12 protein-coding genes are annotated in these 17,269 nt (G+C 72.3%); 3 read left to right on the top strand and 9 right to left on the bottom strand.

All coding sequences use genetic code 11. The features are described from left to right. Positions 1 to 562 precede the first annotated feature (562 nt). The 3 genes from NAEX_RS21170 to NAEX_RS21180 all read right to left on the bottom strand — a co-directional run bounded on the left by NAEX_RS21170 (position 563) and on the right by NAEX_RS21180 (position 4,766). On the bottom strand, positions 563 to 2,068 hold the full coding sequence (locus tag NAEX_RS21170; RefSeq protein WP_096329294.1) for a hypothetical protein: 1,506 nt from the start codon (positions 2,066 to 2,068) through the stop codon (positions 563 to 565). 244 nt (positions 2,069 to 2,312) lie between these two features. Beyond that, on the bottom strand, positions 2,313 to 3,197 hold the full coding sequence (locus tag NAEX_RS21175) for an alpha/beta hydrolase (protein ID WP_096329295.1): 885 nt from the start codon (positions 3,195 to 3,197) through the stop codon (positions 2,313 to 2,315). A 45-nt stretch (positions 3,198 to 3,242) separates the two neighbouring features. Beyond that, entirely contained in the window at positions 3,243 to 4,766 is a 1,524-nt protein-coding gene (locus NAEX_RS21180) for a right-handed parallel beta-helix repeat-containing protein (protein ID WP_096329296.1), read from the bottom strand. A gap of 168 nt (positions 4,767 to 4,934) precedes the next feature. On the opposite strand from NAEX_RS21180, the gene NAEX_RS21185 reads away from it, so the two are divergent. Beyond that, positions 4,935 to 6,959 carry a hypothetical protein gene (locus NAEX_RS21185; RefSeq protein WP_143140804.1) on the top strand — a complete coding sequence of 675 codons (2,025 nt, stop codon included), beginning with the start codon at positions 4,935 to 4,937 and terminating at the stop codon, positions 6,957 to 6,959. Here NAEX_RS21185 and NAEX_RS21190 read toward each other — a convergent pair. Both NAEX_RS21190 and NAEX_RS21195 read right to left on the bottom strand, forming a co-directional pair. Further along, positions 6,913 to 10,428, bottom strand: a complete 3,516-nt coding sequence (locus tag NAEX_RS21190; protein ID WP_096329298.1) for an alkaline phosphatase D family protein — start codon at positions 10,426 to 10,428, stop codon at positions 6,913 to 6,915. The genes NAEX_RS21185 and NAEX_RS21190 overlap by 47 nt on opposite strands. Before the next feature lie 435 nt (positions 10,429 to 10,863). Then, positions 10,864 to 11,373, bottom strand: coding sequence for a P-loop nucleotide/nucleoside kinase family protein (locus NAEX_RS21195; RefSeq protein WP_096329299.1), 510 nt, complete (start codon positions 11,371 to 11,373; stop codon positions 10,864 to 10,866). 194 nt (positions 11,374 to 11,567) lie between these two features. On the opposite strand from NAEX_RS21195, the gene NAEX_RS21200 reads away from it, so the two are divergent. After that, entirely contained in the window at positions 11,568 to 11,915 is a 348-nt protein-coding gene (locus NAEX_RS21200) for a helix-turn-helix domain-containing protein (protein ID WP_096329300.1), read from the top strand. Between the two features lie 110 nt (positions 11,916 to 12,025). On the opposite strand, the gene NAEX_RS21205 is transcribed toward NAEX_RS21200, so the two are convergent. From NAEX_RS21205 to NAEX_RS21215, 3 genes are all read right to left on the bottom strand, one after another. Next, a complete protein-coding gene (locus NAEX_RS21205; RefSeq protein ID WP_096329301.1) occupies positions 12,026 to 12,574 on the bottom strand; it encodes a GNAT family N-acetyltransferase in 549 nt (182 codons plus the stop codon). A 122-nt stretch (positions 12,575 to 12,696) separates the two neighbouring features. Then, positions 12,697 to 13,653: a 3-oxoacyl-[acyl-carrier-protein] synthase III C-terminal domain-containing protein gene (locus tag NAEX_RS21210; RefSeq protein WP_096329302.1), complete on the bottom strand. Its 957-nt coding sequence runs from the start codon at positions 13,651 to 13,653 to the stop codon at positions 12,697 to 12,699. Positions 13,654 to 13,807: 154 nt separating this feature from the next. Next, positions 13,808 to 15,544, bottom strand: a complete 1,737-nt coding sequence (locus NAEX_RS21215) for a thiamine pyrophosphate-binding protein (RefSeq protein ID WP_170135883.1) — start codon at positions 15,542 to 15,544, stop codon at positions 13,808 to 13,810. Between the two features lie 246 nt (positions 15,545 to 15,790). On the opposite strand from NAEX_RS21215, the gene NAEX_RS21220 reads away from it, so the two are divergent. Beyond that, positions 15,791 to 16,447: a hypothetical protein gene (locus NAEX_RS21220; RefSeq protein WP_096329304.1), complete on the top strand. Its 657-nt coding sequence runs from the start codon at positions 15,791 to 15,793 to the stop codon at positions 16,445 to 16,447. Between the two features lie 247 nt (positions 16,448 to 16,694). Here NAEX_RS21220 and NAEX_RS21225 read toward each other — a convergent pair whose 3' ends face one another. After that, positions 16,695 to 17,045 carry a hypothetical protein gene (locus NAEX_RS21225; RefSeq protein ID WP_143825601.1) on the bottom strand — a complete coding sequence of 117 codons (351 nt, stop codon included), beginning with the start codon at positions 17,043 to 17,045 and terminating at the stop codon, positions 16,695 to 16,697. Positions 17,046 to 17,269 lie beyond the last annotated feature (224 nt).

Here is a 17,269-nt window from a genome sequence, read left to right on the forward strand (position 1 = left end):
CCCTCGACCGTCTCGGCGCGCAGGGCGTGGTAGGTGCCGCGCGCGACGACGCGGGTGCGCCAGGGCCCGTGCGCGGCCGAGGGCCAGCGCTGGCGATCGTCGGGCTCCCAGCCGCCCGAGAGCAGGAACACCGGGGTGCCGGCCTTGAGCGCGCCCTCGACGATGTGCCCGCCGGGCGGCACGGCCAGCGCGTCGCGGCCGAACGACAGCAGGGCCGGCGCGGCCAGGAGCCCGCGCCAGCGTCCGGGGGCGCGGTCGTCGAACAGCAAGAGGCTGTCTTCCGGGACATGTTCGAAGACGCTGGTCAGCTCCGCGGGGTCGTCGGCGAGGTCGCGGGTCCAGTAGACCTCGCGCGGCAGCAGCCGCAGCGGCGGGAGCAACCACGCCTGCAGCAGCGCGCCGCCGGCGAGGGCGGCCGCGCGCGCGTTCAGGCGGCGCTCGACCCGGGCGAGGATGTGTCCCAAGAGACAGGATGCGGCGACGGTCAGCACCGGGACGACGTCGGCGACGAAGTAGCGGGCGTAGTAGAACTCGTAGCGCACGCCCGACTTGAGCGCGGCGGTCAGGACGATCGCGGCAGCGAGGACGAGCCACGGCAGGCGCCGCGCGTCGGCGCGGCGAAGGGCGAGGCCCAGGCCGACGAGGCCGAACAGCAGCGGCAGCGGACCGCCGTGGCGCAGCAGCACGGCGAGCACCTGCTGGTCGGGGCTCGATTCGCCGCCGCCGAGCACGAGCGCCGCCGCGGCGACGACGAGGGCGAGGCCGCCGGCGAGCCGCAGCGCCCGCGGCGCGAGGGCGCGGAGGGGGCGGGGAGGCGGCGCAGGCCGAGGTCGAGGAGCAGCAGCGCGGCCCCGGCGGCGAGGGTGCAGGCGACGGCGACGCCGGGCCGCGGGGTGAGCCGCGGGACGTGGAAGTGGTTGGCGGCGGCGGAGAAGAAGTAAGGCCACGAGTGCACGACCGCCTGCACGACCGCGAGCGCGGTGCCGACGACGAGCGCCGTGAACAGGGCCCGGCGACTGCGCGACGCCTCGTCGCGCGCGAGCAGGAGCGCGAGCGCGAGGACGATCGCGTGCGCGACGAAGCTGCCGCGGGTGAAGGCGCCGGCGGCGAAGCAGAGGCCGCCGAGGGTCGCCAGCAGCCGCGCGCCCGGCCGCTCCTCGCGCTCGGCTGCGCCTGCCTCGAGGGCCAGCCAGGCGGCCGCGAGCAGGCAGGCGCGGGCGAGGTTCTCGGTGACGGTGAAGGTCGAGATCCACAGGTCGAGCGGGTGGAGGGCGAGGCCGGCGAGCGCGACGAGGCCGATCGTGCCGGCGCGGCGGCGGACCCCCGGATCGGCGGTTTCGAGGGCGAGGCGTCGCGCGAGGCCGAACAGCGCCAGGGCCGAGAGGGCCCAGAACGGCACGAGCGGCCAGGTCGAGCGGGCGAAGCCCCAGTCGAGCTCGCTGATGGCGAACCACACCGGCATCAGGTGAAAAAACGCCGGGACCAGGCGGCCCGCGCGGGCGTCCTCGATGTGGATCCCCGCGGTCCAGCGGCCCTCGCGGACGCCCACGAGCGGCGAATCGGCGGCCTGCGGCTTGACGCGGTAGGCCGCGAGCACGTCGGCCTGCGGGACGCCGCGCACCGCTCCGCGCAGCAGGCGATCGACGGGCCGCAAGCGGCCGGTGCGGGCGATGTGATGGCCGACGTTGACGTAGATGCCCTGGTCCTGGCCGCCCTGCAGGTACGGCGAGGGCGCGAGGCGCAGGCCGACGCCGGCGAACAGCAGGAGGCCGAGGCCGATCGCGACCGCGCGCGGGTGCAGCGGAATGCCGGGAGGGATGGATGGCAGTCGGCGGCGTGCGACGAATGCGAGGAGGACGAGCGCCGCGAAGACTGCGAGCAGGCCGAGGCGCAGCGGCCACGGCTGCAGCCGGCCGAGGTCGAGGAGGATCAGGCCGGTCGCGCTGACGGCGAGGAAGACCCCGGCGAGCGCGACGCCGAGGGCGGCGGAGAGGCCCAGGCGATCGCGCAGGAGCGCCGCGACCGCGAGGACGGTGAGCAGCGCGAGCGCGGTCAGGACGCCGGGCACGCCGCGCAGGCTACCACCGACGCGCCTCCGGCAGGCTCGCGGAAGCGCGGCGCGACCCGGGCGAGGTCAGGGGGTGAAGGACCCGCCGGTCGCGCCGGGGCCCGACGAGCGACGCGAGGCTGGCGAGCGAGCCTGCATGGCCCGAAGGACATGTTCTTGCGAGCCGATGAGACGCGCTCTGCGGTCCGGTCCGACGACGAGGGCTCCGTCCGCGCCCGCTGAACTTCTAAACAGGTCTTTACGCTCAGCCGAGCGCGGCGCGCAAGTGTACGGCGACGATGTCGGCGGCGGCGGCGATCAGCTTCGGGTCGTCGTAGAAGTCGACCTGGCCCTGCGAGGTGAGCCAGTGGATCGCCTTGGGCCCGGCGAGCGCGGCGTGGAAGCTGCGGGCGAGGGCCGGGGCGAGGGCTTGCTCGGAGTGGACGACGGCCGTGGGCACGCGGATCCGCGGGGCGGCGGACTGCGCGTCGTAGGGGACGGTGTGCTCGCGCGACATCACCGCGAAGGCGTTGACGTAGTTGTCGACGGCGCCGCGCGGGGTGCCGTAATAGTTGAACGCTTCGGCGAGGGGCATGGCGACGTCGCCCTCGCCGACGGCGGGGATCGTGTCGGCCTGGCCGGTGGCCTCCCAGCGCTCGCGCGCGGCCCGTCCCGCGGCGATCGTGGCCTCGAAGCCGGCCTGGCCCATCCACTTGAGCTGCATCTGCACGTCGTGGAAGAACCCGGCGACGGCCGCGAAGGCGCGGATCCGCGGATCCTCGGCGACCGCGCCGGCGACGTAGCCCGCGCCCGCGCACACGCCCACGGCGCCGATCCGCTGGTCGTCGACGCGCTCGTGCGCGGCGAGGAAGTCGACCGCGGCGCGCAGGTCCTCGATCTTCTCCGGCGGCGACTCGTACTGGCGCGGCTGGCCGCCGCTCTCGCCGAAGAAGCGGTGGTCGAATGCGAGGGCGACAAAGCCCCGCTCGGCGAGCGCGCGCGCGTGGTTGCCCTGGGCCTGCTCCTTCACCGAGGTGAGCGGACCGTCGACGACGACCGCCGGCGATCGGCCCTCACGCGCGGGGACGAACAGGTTGCCGACGATCGTCGCGCCGTGGGACTCGAAGGTGATGCGATGCGTCTCGACCATGCCACGACGCTACCACGCGCGCATCACGTTTTGCCGGCGCGCCCGTCACTCGATGGCGCCGATGTCGGGCGCGTCGCCGCGCGGCTGGCCGAAGAAGTCGAAGGGAGGGATGACGATGTCGGCGTCGCCGGGCCAGCCGGCGTCGACGAGCGGGCTGCCGGCCGCGGGCGCGAACGCGTCGGGAGCCGGGTCTTCGGCCGCGGGCCCCTCGCCGCCGGCGATCGCGGCGAACTGGGGGTCCGCGGCGACGATGTCGTGCGGGCCGTCCTGCCACTGCCCGAGCGAATAACCGAACAGGTTGTAGTCACCGCGGTGCTCGGCCGGATCGTACTCGCCGCCGATGTGCGTGTAGTTGATGCTGAGGATGACGTTGTTGTAGAGGTCGAGGTCGCTGACGTTGACGCCGATCGACAGGCCGCCGTAGGCGCCCTGGCGCAGGCCCCAGATCACGTTGTTCAGCACCCGGATCTCCCGCGCGTCCTCGATGTAGGCGACGAACCCGGTCTCGGGGCTGTAGAGGATGTTGTTGGCGAGGAGGATGTTCTCGCAGTACTCGCTCGCGCCCATGCCGAGCTCGTCGGCCCAGTTGCCGAAGAACACTGCGGCGGTGCTGCGGACGTCGTAGATCATGTTGCCGACGAGCTCGCTGTCGGCGACGTCGAACAGCTCGAGGCCGTCGCTGTGGCCGTTGTAGCAGGGGCCGCAGTCGCCGTCGGTGCCGCAGCCGTGGAGGGCGTGGATGACGTTGCCGGTGAAGGAGAGGTTGACGAGGCCGGCGATCGAGACGCCGTCGTCGGCGGCGTCGTGGATCCGGTTGCCGGCGACGACGACGTCGTCGCCGCTGATGGTCATGGCCGTGCAGGCGCCGCCGACGTGCTTGCCGCCGCGCCCGGCGAAGGCGCCGTCGACGTCGCTCCTGCGGAACTGGACCGCGGGGGCGGCGATGTCGACGACGGTGCCCTCGAAGCCGCCGACGATGCGGGTGGCGTCGCGGCCGTCGAACTCGTAGCGGCCGCTGGTGAAGCGCAGCTCGCCGAACACGGCCTCTCCGGCGGCGAACGCGGGGTCCCAGCCGACGTCGGTGCCGTGGTCGTCGGCGCTGGCTCGCAGCACGCGGATGACGACGTCCCCGGCCTCGGCGTCGTCGAACAGATAGGCGGGGTAGCTGCCGGCGGCGATGAAGTAGATGTGGCCGCGCTCGAGCTCGGCGGGCAGCTCGGGGAGAGCGTCGTTCCAGTCGGCGCCGCTGCCGGCCGCGCCGGCCCTGACGTAATGACAGTCGTCGGCGCACGCGGTCGGCTGCGCGCCGGTGGTGCCGCTGTCGTCGCCGGTCGAGGTCGCGGGCGCCTCGGTGGTGCTCGTGCCGGTCGGGTCCGCGGTCGAGGTCGGTGGGTCGTCGCCGCTCGTCGGGCTCGCGGTCGACGTCGGCCCCGTCATCGTCGCGGCGGTCGTCGTCGCGCCCGTGCTCGACGGATCGTCGCCGTCGCTGCTGCCCCCGCCGCCGCCGCCGCACGCGCTCGTCAGCGCGACGGCGACGACCCACTCCGATCTCGCGCGTCGTGTTCGCACGCGACCAGAGTATCACGCCGACGCGAGCGCACTCGCTCGTGCAGATCGCCGCAATTGTTTTGGCCTCGACGATCACTTTGGGTCGAAGCGTTTCCCGAGCCGATGGCGAACGTCGGGGGCGATGGCCCTCGGGCGCGGTCGCTCGCCGGAGCGCACAAGGAGTGGACGATGCGGAGTGGAACCAGGCAGCGGCTGGCGGGTGTGACTTGCGGTCTCTTGACCCTCAGCGTGGCGCAGACGGCCCTCGCGGCCGACCAGTACCTCGAGCTCGAGCCGCCGAAGACGCTCACCGGCCGCGGCTACGGCTACAACAGCATCAGCCGCGAGTTCGTGCTGCGCCAGTGTGTGCAGTTCGGCAACGCCCTGCTCGACGGCTCGGGCGCGAGCGGCGACGAGTTCAAGTTCAGCTCGATCGTCTCCAACTCGCAGCTCGCCGACGAGATGAACCTCGCCGTCAATACCAAGTTCTCCGCGTCGATGGGGCTCGTCAGCGCCAACGCCAGCTCGAAGGTCGACTTCTTCCAGACGACCAAGACGAACTTCAATACCCACACCATCCTCGCCAAGTACCACAACGTCGAGCCGATGAAGTTCGTCGCCGGCGACATCAACCTCAAGCCCGAGTACCTGGCGATGGTCGGCACGCCGGCGTTCCGCCAGCAGTGCGGCGACTACCTGGTGATCGGCGAGCAGAAGGGGCGGTGGTTCTTCGGCACGGTGCAGCTGTCGGTGCGCGACACGCTGACGGAGAGCAAGCTGGCCGCCAGCGGGGTGATCGGGGTCGACTACGCGACCATGAACGCCGAGGTCGGCGTCAGCACGATCAACAAGCTCAAGCAGGCCAGCAACACCCAGGACCTCGAGATCCACGTGACCTCGAGCGGGACGAACAGCGCCAGCCTGTCGGTCGAGCAGTTCCTGCAGCAGGTGCAGGCCTTCCCCGGGCAGAACGGGGCCAAGCAGACGTTCAAGCTGATGGCGGTGCCGTACGAGGACATCGTCGCCAACTGGCCGGTGAACAACCCGCTGGCGCCGCTGACCTCCGAGCAGAAGCTGACGAAGCTGGCCGAGGCGGCGTGGGGGCTGACGGCGCTGATCGACGACTCGGACTTCATGATCCAGAACGCCAAGCTGTTCGCGCTCGGGACCACGCCGGCCAAGCGCGACGCGCGGATCGCCTACATCAAGACGCGCCGGGCCTTCTACCAGGCCCAGCTCGCCGACATGCGCAACCGGGCGCGCGACTGCGACGTCGACTGGACGGGCCAGCCGGCCTGCGAGTCGCTGTACGACAGGTGGAAGGACTTCGAGGACTTCGTGGTCGCCGAGTACGACCAGTTCCCGACGCGCTACGTGTCGGAGTGCTACGCGGCGCGCGACGCCGGCGAGGCGATCCAGAGCAAGCTGACCCAGGCGCTGGCGACGACGACGGGGCAATTCAGCAACACCAAGGGAGACCGTGAGATGGGCGGCGGGCCGGTCAACTTCAGCGCCAACCTGACGTTCAAGCCCGACCACACCGGCGGCGACCCGCTCGACGTGCGCAAGCTGTTGTCGACGCTGAAGATCCGGATGGAGGAGTCGAAGGCCGACCACACCACGTTCGAGACCACGCTGAAGACGCCGGTGTTCGACCTGGCCGGGCCGACCCCGGGCGAGACGCTGGCCCAGTGCTCGTACCAGGGCACCGGCGTGAAGGCGGCCTGGGTGACCGCCGACGCCGAGGCGGTGTGCGGGCCGATGAAGGCGCTCAACAAGGGCGCCTACGAGGATTGCGTGCAGATGATCCAGAACGCCAAGTACCACGGGATGCTCAGCGGCAAGACCGGCGAGGACCCGCGCACCGAGACGTTCAACAAGAACGCCCGCGGCGTGCTGACGGCGATGAAGTGCACGGTCGACTCGAACGCGAGCAACGACACGCCGATGATCGGCTGCCAGTCGATCGGCCTGCGCTCGATCCAGCTCGACCTCGTCAACCGCCAGGACGTCGTCGCCGACAAGTGGGTCGCGCCGAAGAAGCTCGACGTCAAGAAGCTGACGCCGCTCATCAAGCCGACGATGCAGCGCAGCAACGCGCTGCGCAAGCTGATCGCGCCGACCCCGGTGGTGGCGGCCAAGGCCGCGCGCTGCGGCGAGGGCCTCGTCAACGTGTCGGGCCAGTGCCTGCCGAAGCTGCGGAAGAGCCGGTGACGGCGCGTTCGGGCGCGGCGGGGGGCTCCTTCGCCGCGCCGGGGGCGGGCACCTCGTCCGGGCCGGTCAGCACCGCGCGGTACTTCTGCTTGCCCTTGACGTCGTGGTAGCGGACCACGACCGAGCCGTCCTGCTTGACCTCCAGCACCCCGTAGTTGGGGCCGTCGGTGATGGCGAAGCCGCCGCGCTTGGCGACGTCGGTCATGTGCTGGGGCAGCATGTCCTCGAACACCCAGGCGTCGAGCGGGCCGGCGATGAGCTCGTGGATCCCGGTCTCCTGGTCGACGAGGTGCCAGGCGAGGTGGTAGTCGCCGGACAGGACGAAGACGGTGCCGGGCGGCTCGCTGGCGAACACGGTGCGCAGCTCGTCGCGCTCGTCGGGGAAGGCGTTCCAGCTGTCCTGGCCGAACGGGGCGAACATCGGCACGCTGGTGACGACGATCTTGGTGCGCGCGGTCGACGACTTCAGCGAGGTGATGAACCACTCCTTCTGCGCCTCGCCGAGCATGGTCCGGTTCCGGCCGGGCAGGTCGCGGAAGCTGCGGACGTCGAGGATGAACACCTCGACCTGGGGGGCCGGGCGGAACGAGCGGTAGAGGCCGACGTCCTCGGGGTCGGCGCTGCGCACCGGCCACTGCTCGCGGAACACCTGGCGGGCGACGGCGAGGTTCTCGGTCTCGCGGTGGGCGTTGTTGCTGATCTCGTGGTCGTCCCAGATCGCGGCGGTCGCGGTCGAGGCGAGGAACGACTGCAGGTTCTCGTCGCGGCGGACCAGCTTGTGGCGGGCGCGGTAGGTCTTGAGGTCCTTGCCCTTGTTCTTCTTCGGGATGTCGGCGTACATGGTGTCGCCGAGCATCAGGAACACGTCGGGCTTCTCGCGCTTGAGCGGGCCGAAGATCTGGAACGGGGCGTTGTCGGCCAGCAGGTCGGCGCTCCACGCCAGCTTGACGTTGCGCGGCTTGTCGGGGGCGGTGGTGAAGCTGGCGGTGTCGCTGACCAGGCGCTCGCCCTCGTGGGTGAGGACGGCGCGGTACCAGTAGCGCGTGCCCGGGTCGAGGCCGGTGACGTCGACGACGCGGACGTGGTCGCCCTCGGGCGTGACCTCCCTGGCGGTGGTCGCGAGCGCGTCCTTGAACCTGGCGTTCTTGGCCAGCTCGAAGTGGATCGACGCCGGCAAGGTCGAGCGGGCCCACAGGATCACCGAGTCCTGGCCGGGCTCGAAGGCGGCCGGCTTGGCGGCGAACAGCGGCTTGGGCGGCTTGGGCTTGGCGCGGTCGGCGTTGAGCGCGTCGAGCAGGTCCTCGAGGTCGTCGGCGACGTCGGGGCGGGAAGACAGCGCGCTCTGTTCCTCTTTGGGGTCGTTCTCGAGGTCGAACAGCTGGACGGTGTCGTTCTTGAGGTCGCGGATCAGCTTCCAACGGCCGTTGATCACCGCCTGCAAATCGGTGGTGCGCTGGGCCTGGTTCGACATGTAGCGGTGCAGCTCGGTGAACACCGGCCGCTCCGCGGGGTAGGTGCCGTCCTCGATCAGCGGCAGCAGGTTGACGCCATCGATGCCGGTGAGGTCGCCGCCGGCGAGGGCGAGCATGGTGGCGGTGGCGTCGAGCGTCGACACCGGCTGGCGGAACACCTGGCCCTTGCGGCCGGGCAGGCAGATCATCATCGGCACGCGCACCTGCTCCTCGTACAGCGAGGTGCCGTGGGTGGCGTTGCGGTGGTCGCCGAGCGCCTCGCCGTGGTCGGCGACCAGGAAGATCGCCGTCTTGTCGCGCAGGCCGCGTTGCTCGAGGCCGTCGAGGAAGTCCCCGAGGGCCGCGTCCATCTCCTGCACGAGCTCGGCGTAGCGCTCGCGGTCGCCGCCCGACTCGTGGGGGTCGAACAGGTGGACCCACTGGAAGAACCGCACGCCCTTGGCCTTGTCGAGCTGCTGCAGCGCGATCGGCAGGACCTTGGGGCTGGCCGGCTCGCGGAAGCTCATCGGGTTGAAGTCGGTGTATTCGTCGAAGCCGGGGTCGAAGCCGGCGTCCTTGCGGAAGAACCGGCTGTAGCCGTCCCACGGGGTCGCCAGCGTCCGCAGGCCGGCGGCCTTCATCCGCTGGGCCAGGTTGCCCTCGGGCGGGATCTGCGGGATCGTCGTGTACTGCACGCCGTTGGTCAGGCCGCGGATGTCGGCGGCCGTGGCCTTGTTGGGGTTGATCAATTTGCCGTCCCACATCCACAGGTCCCATTGAATGTGGGCGCTGTAGCGGCCGAGCATCAATGCGCCCATGCCGATCGCGGTGCGCGAGCCGGGGGCGTAGGCGCGGCGGAAATCGGCGCACTGGGCCCCGAGGGCGGACAGGCGCGGGGCGGCGCGCTTGTCGGCCTCGTCGGGGTCGGGCAGGGCGTCGGCGCGGAGGGCGTCGACGCTGATCAGGAGGATGTTCCAGTCGTTCTGCGGCGGCGGGACGTCGTGGTAGAGCGGGTGGTCGAGCTCCTTGAGGTGGCCGCGGGTGCGGCCCTCGCCGCGCCGGAGAAATCGCATCATCGAGGTGCCGACCGTCGATTCGCCGACCTGGGCGCGGAAGCCCCGGTCGCTGGCGTAGCCGCCGAACGCGACCACGGCGAAGCCGGCGGCGGCGGCGGCGACGAGGGCGAGGGCGAGCCCGCCGGCGCGGGTCAGCTTGCGGATCGTCGCCGGCGCGAGCCGCCGGCGCTCGAGCTGGGCCAGGGCGAGGCCGCGGCTCAGGGCGGCGTCGAGGCTGAGCACCGCGACGAGCTGCAGCCACAGGTGGACGGCGGGGTAGAGGCCGACCATGAAGCGGCGGTCGGCGACCATGAAGCCGAGGCCGACCAGCGCCGCGAGGCCGCTCCAGGCCGTCCACCAGCGCGACGGCGGGGCGGCGCCGGCCCGGCTGGCCACCCGCGCGCCCCACGGCAGCAGCAGCGCCAGCGAGGCGGCCCAGGTGCCGAACCAGAGCACCGCGTGCAGCCGCTCGGTGCCGGGGCGGACCACCGCGAAGGTGTCCTCGGAGACATGTACGTAGAGGAAGAGCGCGACCAACTCGACGGCGGCGACGGCGGTGGCGAGCCAGAAGCGCGGGTCTTCCGGGGCGCCGAGGCGCGGGGCCAGCCGCTCGACGGCGACCACCACGGCGACGGCGAACACCAGCCCCGCGGGCAGCGCCACGACCAGCGCCGACGACTGGAAGCCGAGGATCAGCGCGGTCAGCAGCAGCAGCGGGGCGCTCAGGACCAGCGCCGCGACCCGTCGCAGGCGGCGGACCGTCAGCCCGCCGGCGGGCAGCACGGCCCCGAGCAGGTCGAGGGCGACGAAGCCGGCGACGAGGAAGGCGGCGCCGCCGAACAAGAACAGCCCGAGCACGGGCGAGCTCAAACCGTCGGGGGCGACGAGGCACGCGAGCGCCACGGCGGTGGCGAGCGACGCCGACAATCGAACTTTCGAGGTCGTCTGGGCGATAGAGAACATGGCGGTCGGCGAGTCCGCGGCGAAAGATCCGCAGGCAAAGTCAAGTCAAGTCAGGTGCGCCGATTCGCGGGCGAGCGCAGCTTCGAGGTCCCACGCCGGCGCGGTCGCGGGCTGCTGCGCGCTCAGACACGCGATCGCTCGATCGCCCGCGAGACCGCCATACGAATTGTCAGTAAGGTGAAGTTAAGTGGCATTTCTCGTGAGGCTACCCGGGCTGCCGTCGCAGTCAAGGCAAATCCCGCCGGCGCACGCCCCCCGCTCGGGCCGGGCCCGAGGCGACCCGGCGCGATCGACCGCGCGGAGTTCCGGTGTCCCCAGGCGCGCGGGAGGAGCCGAGACGGGATGCGCGAAACCGCGCGAGGCCGCCGCGGCGCTGCCAATGGTGAGACCGGGCAATGTCGACAGCGCCGCGCCTATGTGCATTGTGGCGAGCGCTCACGCCAGCGCGTATGCGTCGAGTCCGAGGGCCGCGACCACGTGCTCGACGGCGGCGTCGCCGGCGAGCTGCGCGGTGTCGACGACGACCCGCGGCGCGGCCAGCCACGGCTCGAATTCACGGACCTCGACGTCGCGCCAGGCGGGCAGGACGTGACCGGCGATGTCGGCGACGCGGGCCTCGACGCGGCGCCGGTGCTCGTGGCGATCGCCGCAGACGACCTCGACGTCGCGGCAGGCGACGCCGGCGGCGTGCGAGGCCGTGTGGGTGGCGGCGATCGGGTCGACCGCGTCGGCGAGGTCGGAGAAGCCGCCCGCGAGCAGATCGCCGGCGTGGGCGCGGGCGACGGCGTAGCCGCGTCCGTGGAGGTCGGCCGCGGGCAAACCGTCGCGCACCAGCGCCTGCTCGATGGTGTCGATGCGCAGGTGGACGCCGCCGGTCCGCGCGGCCAGAGCCCGCGCGAGGGTGGTCTTGCCGACGCCGGGGAGCCCCGAGAGCGCGATGAGCACGCGGCGCGGGGTGCCATGATTCGCGCCGACCCGAACGGCGGCGGACCTCGGCGCGGCCCGCCGAGCGGCCCCGACGAGGCCTTGCAGGCGAAGCGCGATTCCGCGCACACGATATTCACTCCAGAGCCGACCTGTACAACGTTCGACTTCGAACTTGACGCCCAGCGCCGATCGCGTTAGCCCGCAAACACCGCATGGCCGAGATGCCCCGAGAGCTGTTCTCCGCGACCTCCGCCGAGGGTGACCCGCTGTCGCCGGGCGCCAAGGTCGTGCTCGCGTACCTCTGGACGTTCGTCGACGCGAACCTGGCCGCGACCTACCGCAACCGCAAGGGCCCGGCCAAGGCGCCGCGGGTGATCTGCGACCCCGAGGAGATCGGCAAGGTGTTCCAGATCGACGCGGAGGCGGTCCGCCGCCACCTGCGCGCGCTCAAGGACGCCGGCTACGCGGTCCACCACCAGGACGACGCCGACAGCTCGCTGGCCCTGCTCGACGGCAAGCATCGCGACGAATATTTGAAGGTGTTCGGGCCCAAGGCCTGAGCGCGGCGGATCGTCTGCGAGGAGGGTGCGGTGATTCGCAGGCGGCGTTCGCCGCGTTGCGGACATGGATGTGATGGCGCTCGGGGCATGTCCGAAAGGACATGCCCCGCTCAGGCCGGGTGCTCGGCGAGCCAGCTCGCGGCGTCGCGGGTGAAGAAGGCCAGCGGGTCGCTGCCGTAGGCGGGGAAGTGGCGCTCGCCGTCGCGGCGGAGGCCGATCTTCAGCAGCACGTGCTGGGAGTCGACGTGCGGCAGGTCGGTGATCGCGGAGATCTGCGGCAGCCCGAGCTCGCCAAAGCCGTAACGCAGCAGCCGCGCGGCCATCTCGGTGGCGTAGCCGCGGCCCCAGTACTCGGGGTAGAGCAGGTAGCCGACCTGGATGACCGTGTCGTCGCGGATGTGATTCAATAGGTGCATGCCGACCGGCGCGCCGGTGGCTCGCTCGCTGGTCAGCCAGATGCCGAGCCCCGGGTGCTGGTCGTAGTAGGCGAGGATCCGCTCGCGCAGCATCGCCTCGGTCTTGCTCCGCTCGTGCACGCCGCCGGCGAAGCGCATGACCCGGCGGTCGGAGTGCAGGCGCACCAGCAGGTCGAGGTCGTCGGCGGTGTAGCGGCGCAGCACCAGGCGCTCGGAGGTCAGCGTGTCGTGCGGGGCTCTCATGACCGCAGCACGGTAACACGCGGCGCGCGGCGAGCCGACCGGTGCAGCCGGCCGCCGTGAGGTGCGGGCCGAGGGATGCGGGCCATGGCCGCGAGGATGTTTGCGGCGCGCCCGCCGGGCCGTCACGCGCGGCGCAGCAGCAGCGCGGCGAAGTTCTGGCCGCAGCCGAACCCCATCAGCACCACGTGGCGGCTCTGCAGCGCGCGGGCGTGCAGCGACAGGACGATCGCCGAGGTCGCCAGGGTGCAGTTGCCCAGCGCCTCGACCACGCTCGGCAGCTCGGCCGGGGAGAGCGCGCGCTGCCAGGCCTCGAGGACCGGGCGGTTGGGCTGGTGGGTGACGAGCGCGACCTCGGCCGGCGACAGCCCGTGGCGCGCCAGCAGGGCGGTCCACAGCCGCGAAGGCGCCGCGGTCGACAGCTCGGCGTAGACGCGGCGGGCGGCGGCCTCGAACACGAAGGTCGGTCGCGGGTCGGTGCCGGGCTCGGCGTGTTTCGGCCGACGGACCTGGACCGTCATCGCTTCGTGCAGCTCGCCGTGGGTCTCGCCGAGCTCGTCGACGAAGCGGAGGGACCCGCCGCGGCCGACCACCACCGCGCCCGCGCCGTCGCCGATCCCGAACGCCCCGGCGTCGGCGTAATCGACCAGGCGGCTCCAGCCGGCGGCGACCACCACCAGCGCGCGCTCGCAGCGGCCGGCGGCGACCGCCTCGCACGCGCTCGTCAGCGCGACCACGAAGTTGGTGAAGTCGGAGTGGATCGGCACCACCGTCGCGTCGCGACGCAGGCCGAGCTCGGCGTGCAGCGCGAACAGGCCGCTCGGCAGCAGGTGCTCGGACGGCGACACCGCGCCGTACAGGCGATCGATCGCGCCCGCGGCGACGCCCGCGTCGGCCAGGGCGGCCCGGGCCGCCCGCAGGCCCAGGTCCTCGACGCGCTCGCCCGCGGCCAGCACCCGGCGCTCGCGGAACCCGGTGAACGGCCCGGCGGGCGGCAGCGCGGCGAACAGCGGGTCGTCATTGTGACGGACGGTGTCGGGCAGCGCGTGACCGAAGCCGAGGATGCCGACATCGGTGATCACGCTGCACCTGCCGGGTCGGGCGTGCAGAGGGTGCCGAAACAAATCTCGAGGTCGTGGAATTCGATGTCGGGGATCACGTGGCGCCTGTCGGGCCGAGCACGCAAAGGGTGCCGGAGAAGAATTGCCGGCGGTCGGGAAAGTTCGACGTCGGTGATCACGCCGCACCTGCCGGGCCGGGCGACCGATCGGTACCGAAGAACTCCGCCACCGCGCGGGCGCGGCGGGCCAGCGTCGGCGCCATGACGGTCGGGTCGACGCGGACGTTGATCACGGTCGGGCGGTCGCCGGCGAGGGCCTGGCGCAGAGCCGCGCGCAGGGACGGCACGTCGTCGACCTCGACGCCGACGGCCCCGAACCCGCGCGCCACCGCGGCCGCGTCGATCCGGTGGCGGAAGCCGTAGAAGCCGGCGTCGCCGCCGAACGCCAGCTGCTCGCCCTGCTGGATCATCCCGTGGCCGGCGTTGTCGAGCACCACCCACGTCACCGGCACGCCGAGCTCGACGGCGGTGTGGACCTCGAAGCCGTGCATGGCGAACGCCGCGTCGCCGGTGAGCGCCACGGCGCGCCGCCTCGGGGCCGCCAGCGCCGCGCCGATCACCCCCGCGACCGCGCTGCCCATCGCCGCCAGGCCCATGTCGCTGAAGTACGTGCCCGGCCGGCGCGCCTCGAAGTGATGGCCGGCCCACAGGTTCGAGTTGCCGGTGTCGACGAACAGGAGCCCGTCGTCGGGCAGGGCCGCGCGCAGCTCGGTGATCACCCGCGGCGGCGAGAGCGGCGAGGCCTCGGAGACGCGCTGCTCCGCCTGCTCCCACCGCGGCACCTCGCGCGTGAGGTTCACCAGCGCCTCCGGGGCCGTTCGCGGCGGACCGGGGGGGAGCGCCTCGGTGATCGCGTCGAGGGTCGCGCGCGCGTCGCCGACGAGGCCGAGCGTCACTGGATAATTCTTGCCGAGCTGCAATGGGTCGACGTCGATCTGCAAGAACGCACCCGGCGCGCGCAGCCGCTGGCTCCACGCGCTCGAGGCGAACTCGCCGAGGCTCGAGCCGATCACGAGGATCACGTCGTCGTCCTCGAGGTAGCGGTCGGACCGGGCGTGGCCGCCCATCCCGAACACGCCGAGCGACAGCGGGTGATCCTCGGGGAACACCGACTTGCCCTTCGGCGAGGTCACCACCGGCGCCTGCAGCCGCTCGGCCAGTCGCAGCAGCGCCGCCTCGGCCCGGGCGAGCGCGACTCCGTGGCCGGCGAACAGCGTCGGCCGCCGCGCGCCGGCCAGCAGCCGCGCGGCCTGTTCGATGTCCTCGGCGCGGGCCATCGACAGGCACGGCGGGCGGTAGCTGGCCGGCTCGCGCACCTCGTACGGCACCTTCACGCGCGCGAGGTCGGCGGGGATGTTGAGGTGGACCGGCCCGGGGCGGCCGGTGGTCGCCGTGCGCAGCGCGTGTCGCAGCATTCGCATGCCCATCTGCGCCGTCACGACCATCGCCGACAGCTTCGTGACCGGTCGCAAGATCTCCACGACGTCGACCCCGTGCCAGGTGCTCTCCTGAATCGCGCCGAGGCCGAACATCCCGGTCGCCACCTGCCCCGTGAGGTAGAGGACCGGCAGCGAGTCGGCGTGGGCCGAGGCCACGCCCGTCAGCGCGTTGGTGGCCCCCGGCCCCGAGGTGACGCAGCAGACGGCCGGCTCGCCGCGGACCCGCGCGTGGGCGTTGGCCATGAAGGCCGCGCCCGCCTCGTGGCGCGCCAGGACGAAGCGCATGCGCCCTCGGGCCTTCAGCGCCTCGAACAACGCGCTGAGCGGGCCGCCCGGGACCCCGAAGACGTGGGTGACCCCCTCGAGCTCGAGCTGCTCGAGGAGCTGATGAATGAGCGGAGCATCGGTGGCCATCGCCTGAGTCTGTGGCCGGCGCCCGGCGATCAATTGATCGGGCGCGCTTGCGCGCGTCAGGCGACGGGCGTCGCCCTCCGGATCTGTCTCTTGGACCAGCTTCATCGCGGAGCGCGCGGCCGGAGCGCTTTCAGCGTTCTGCGGCGCGCGAGGGCCCCCGCCGGCGGCACGGACGATTTTTTCGGCGACTCGACAATTGATCCGCCGACCGGTGGAACCTGGAGGTGACGACCAGGAAAAACTGCGATGTCCGCCTCCCGACTGCTGTTCACCTATTTTCTTCTATCCACCGCGCTGCTCCCCGCCTGCGACGACGAGCCGGCCGATCCGCCGAGCGAGCGAGTGCGCGAGCGAGCGAGAGAGCGGGCGAGGTCGCTCGCCACCGTGCGGGAGCTGGCGACCGCGAAGGCCGACCGCGGCGTCGCCGAACGGCTCGCCGCCGGGCGATGGCTCCGGGTCGACGCCGCCGTGCCGCCCGACACCGACCAGTCGCGCCACGTGCTGCTCGCCGGCGAGCTCACCGAGGTGCCCGCGACGTACGAGGCCCTGAAGCAGGACCACGGCGAGCGCGTGGAACAGGAGATCATGCTCGGCGGCGAGGATGCCACGCGTCCGGTCGTGTTCCGCGACGTGGTCGAGGGCACCCATACGGCCTGCGTCGCGGTCAGTGGCCCTGCCAGCGCCGAGGACCGCGCGCTGCTCGAGCGGGCCGCCGCCCTCTTCGAGGCCGACGGTCCCCAGCCGCTCAACGCCGAGAAGCTGCAGGCCGCCCTGGCCGCGGCGCAGGCCGAGACCGGGCACAAGCCGAAGCGCACCGACTGGGACCCACGCCCGCTCCGCTGCCGCCGCGTCGACGTCGACGCGCGTCCCGAGAGCCGGATCGCGGCATTCGAGCCGGCGTGAAAGCGGCGAGCGGTGCCGGTCGCGAAAGCGCGGCCAGCCTGTGCTGTGATTACCGCGAAAGCGGCGGAGAAGAAGGGCTCGCCGTGCAGCGGCGGCCGCGCCAATCATTCGAACGGTGGCGCTATCGAATGTCGTGCCCGTGAGAGCGGGTACGCCTGGAATGACGAATGGGTCGCGGAGACGGAGACGCCGTGATCGACGAGCGGCGCTCGTACGTGGCCATCACGGCGAACGCGCCGGGCTCTCGTCATGGCGCGACCCGCTCGCTCGCCGGCGCTTCTTCCCGCCGCTGCGATGCCGGCGCCGGCTTGTCGTGAATGTCCGCGAGGACAGCCCAGACGAGAATCGCGAGCCCCGCGATCGGCCACACCAGGTCGGAGCCGAACCAGACGCTCACGGGCCCGCCGAGGCACAGCGCGACGGCGAGGAGCCCGATCAGCGCCTCGCGGGCGGATCCACGGGCGAAGATGCCGTGACAGATCGCCGCCAGGCCCAGCGCTACCGCAGCGACGCCCAGCCCAGCCGCTGCGAGGAGCAAGGCGCCGAAGACGATCTTCGCCACGACGCCGAACAGGAGCGGCACCGGCTGCGCCATCATGCCCGCGAGGAGCAGGGCGGCGCACACGTAGGCGAGCCCGCACCAGCGCAGCGCGAGGGTGCCGAGGCGGCGAGGCGCGGGATCGGTGTCGCTCATGGCGGGTGGCGTGATTCGCGACAGCGCTTCTGCTGGGGCGCGAGCGACGCCGCGCGGGCTGAGCCGCTGACCAGCGCATTGTCGCAGACAAGTCGCCATCGTTCAAAGCGATGCCGACCTGACCTTTC

Origin of the sequence: Nannocystis exedens (genome assembly GCF_002343915.1) — a bacterium.
GTDB classification, from domain to species: domain Bacteria; phylum Myxococcota_A; class Polyangia; order Nannocystales; family Nannocystaceae; genus Nannocystis; species Nannocystis exedens.

What these genes read in the sequence shown, in the direction of transcription:
- NAEX_RS21185 (WP_143140804.1), top strand. Translation starts at nt 4,935, where the DNA reads ATGCGGAGTGGAACCAGGCAGCGGCTGGCGGGTGTGACTTGCGGTCTC.
- NAEX_RS21205 (WP_096329301.1), bottom strand. Translation starts at nt 12,574, where the DNA reads ATGAGAGCCCCGCACGACACGCTGACCTCCGAGCGCCTGGTGCTGCGC.
- NAEX_RS21225 (WP_143825601.1), bottom strand. Translation starts at nt 17,045, where the DNA reads ATGATGGCGCAGCCGGTGCCGCTCCTGTTCGGCGTCGTGGCGAAGATC.
- NAEX_RS21175 (WP_096329295.1), bottom strand. Translation starts at nt 3,197, where the DNA reads ATGGTCGAGACGCATCGCATCACCTTCGAGTCCCACGGCGCGACGATC.
- NAEX_RS21220 (WP_096329304.1), top strand. Translation starts at nt 15,791, where the DNA reads ATGTCCGCCTCCCGACTGCTGTTCACCTATTTTCTTCTATCCACCGCG.
- NAEX_RS21190 (WP_096329298.1), bottom strand. Translation starts at nt 10,428, where the DNA reads ATGTTCTCTATCGCCCAGACGACCTCGAAAGTTCGATTGTCGGCGTCG.
- NAEX_RS21200 (WP_096329300.1), top strand. Translation starts at nt 11,568, where the DNA reads ATGGCCGAGATGCCCCGAGAGCTGTTCTCCGCGACCTCCGCCGAGGGT.
- NAEX_RS21215 (WP_170135883.1), bottom strand. Translation starts at nt 15,544, where the DNA reads ATGGCCACCGATGCTCCGCTCATTCATCAGCTCCTCGAGCAGCTCGAG.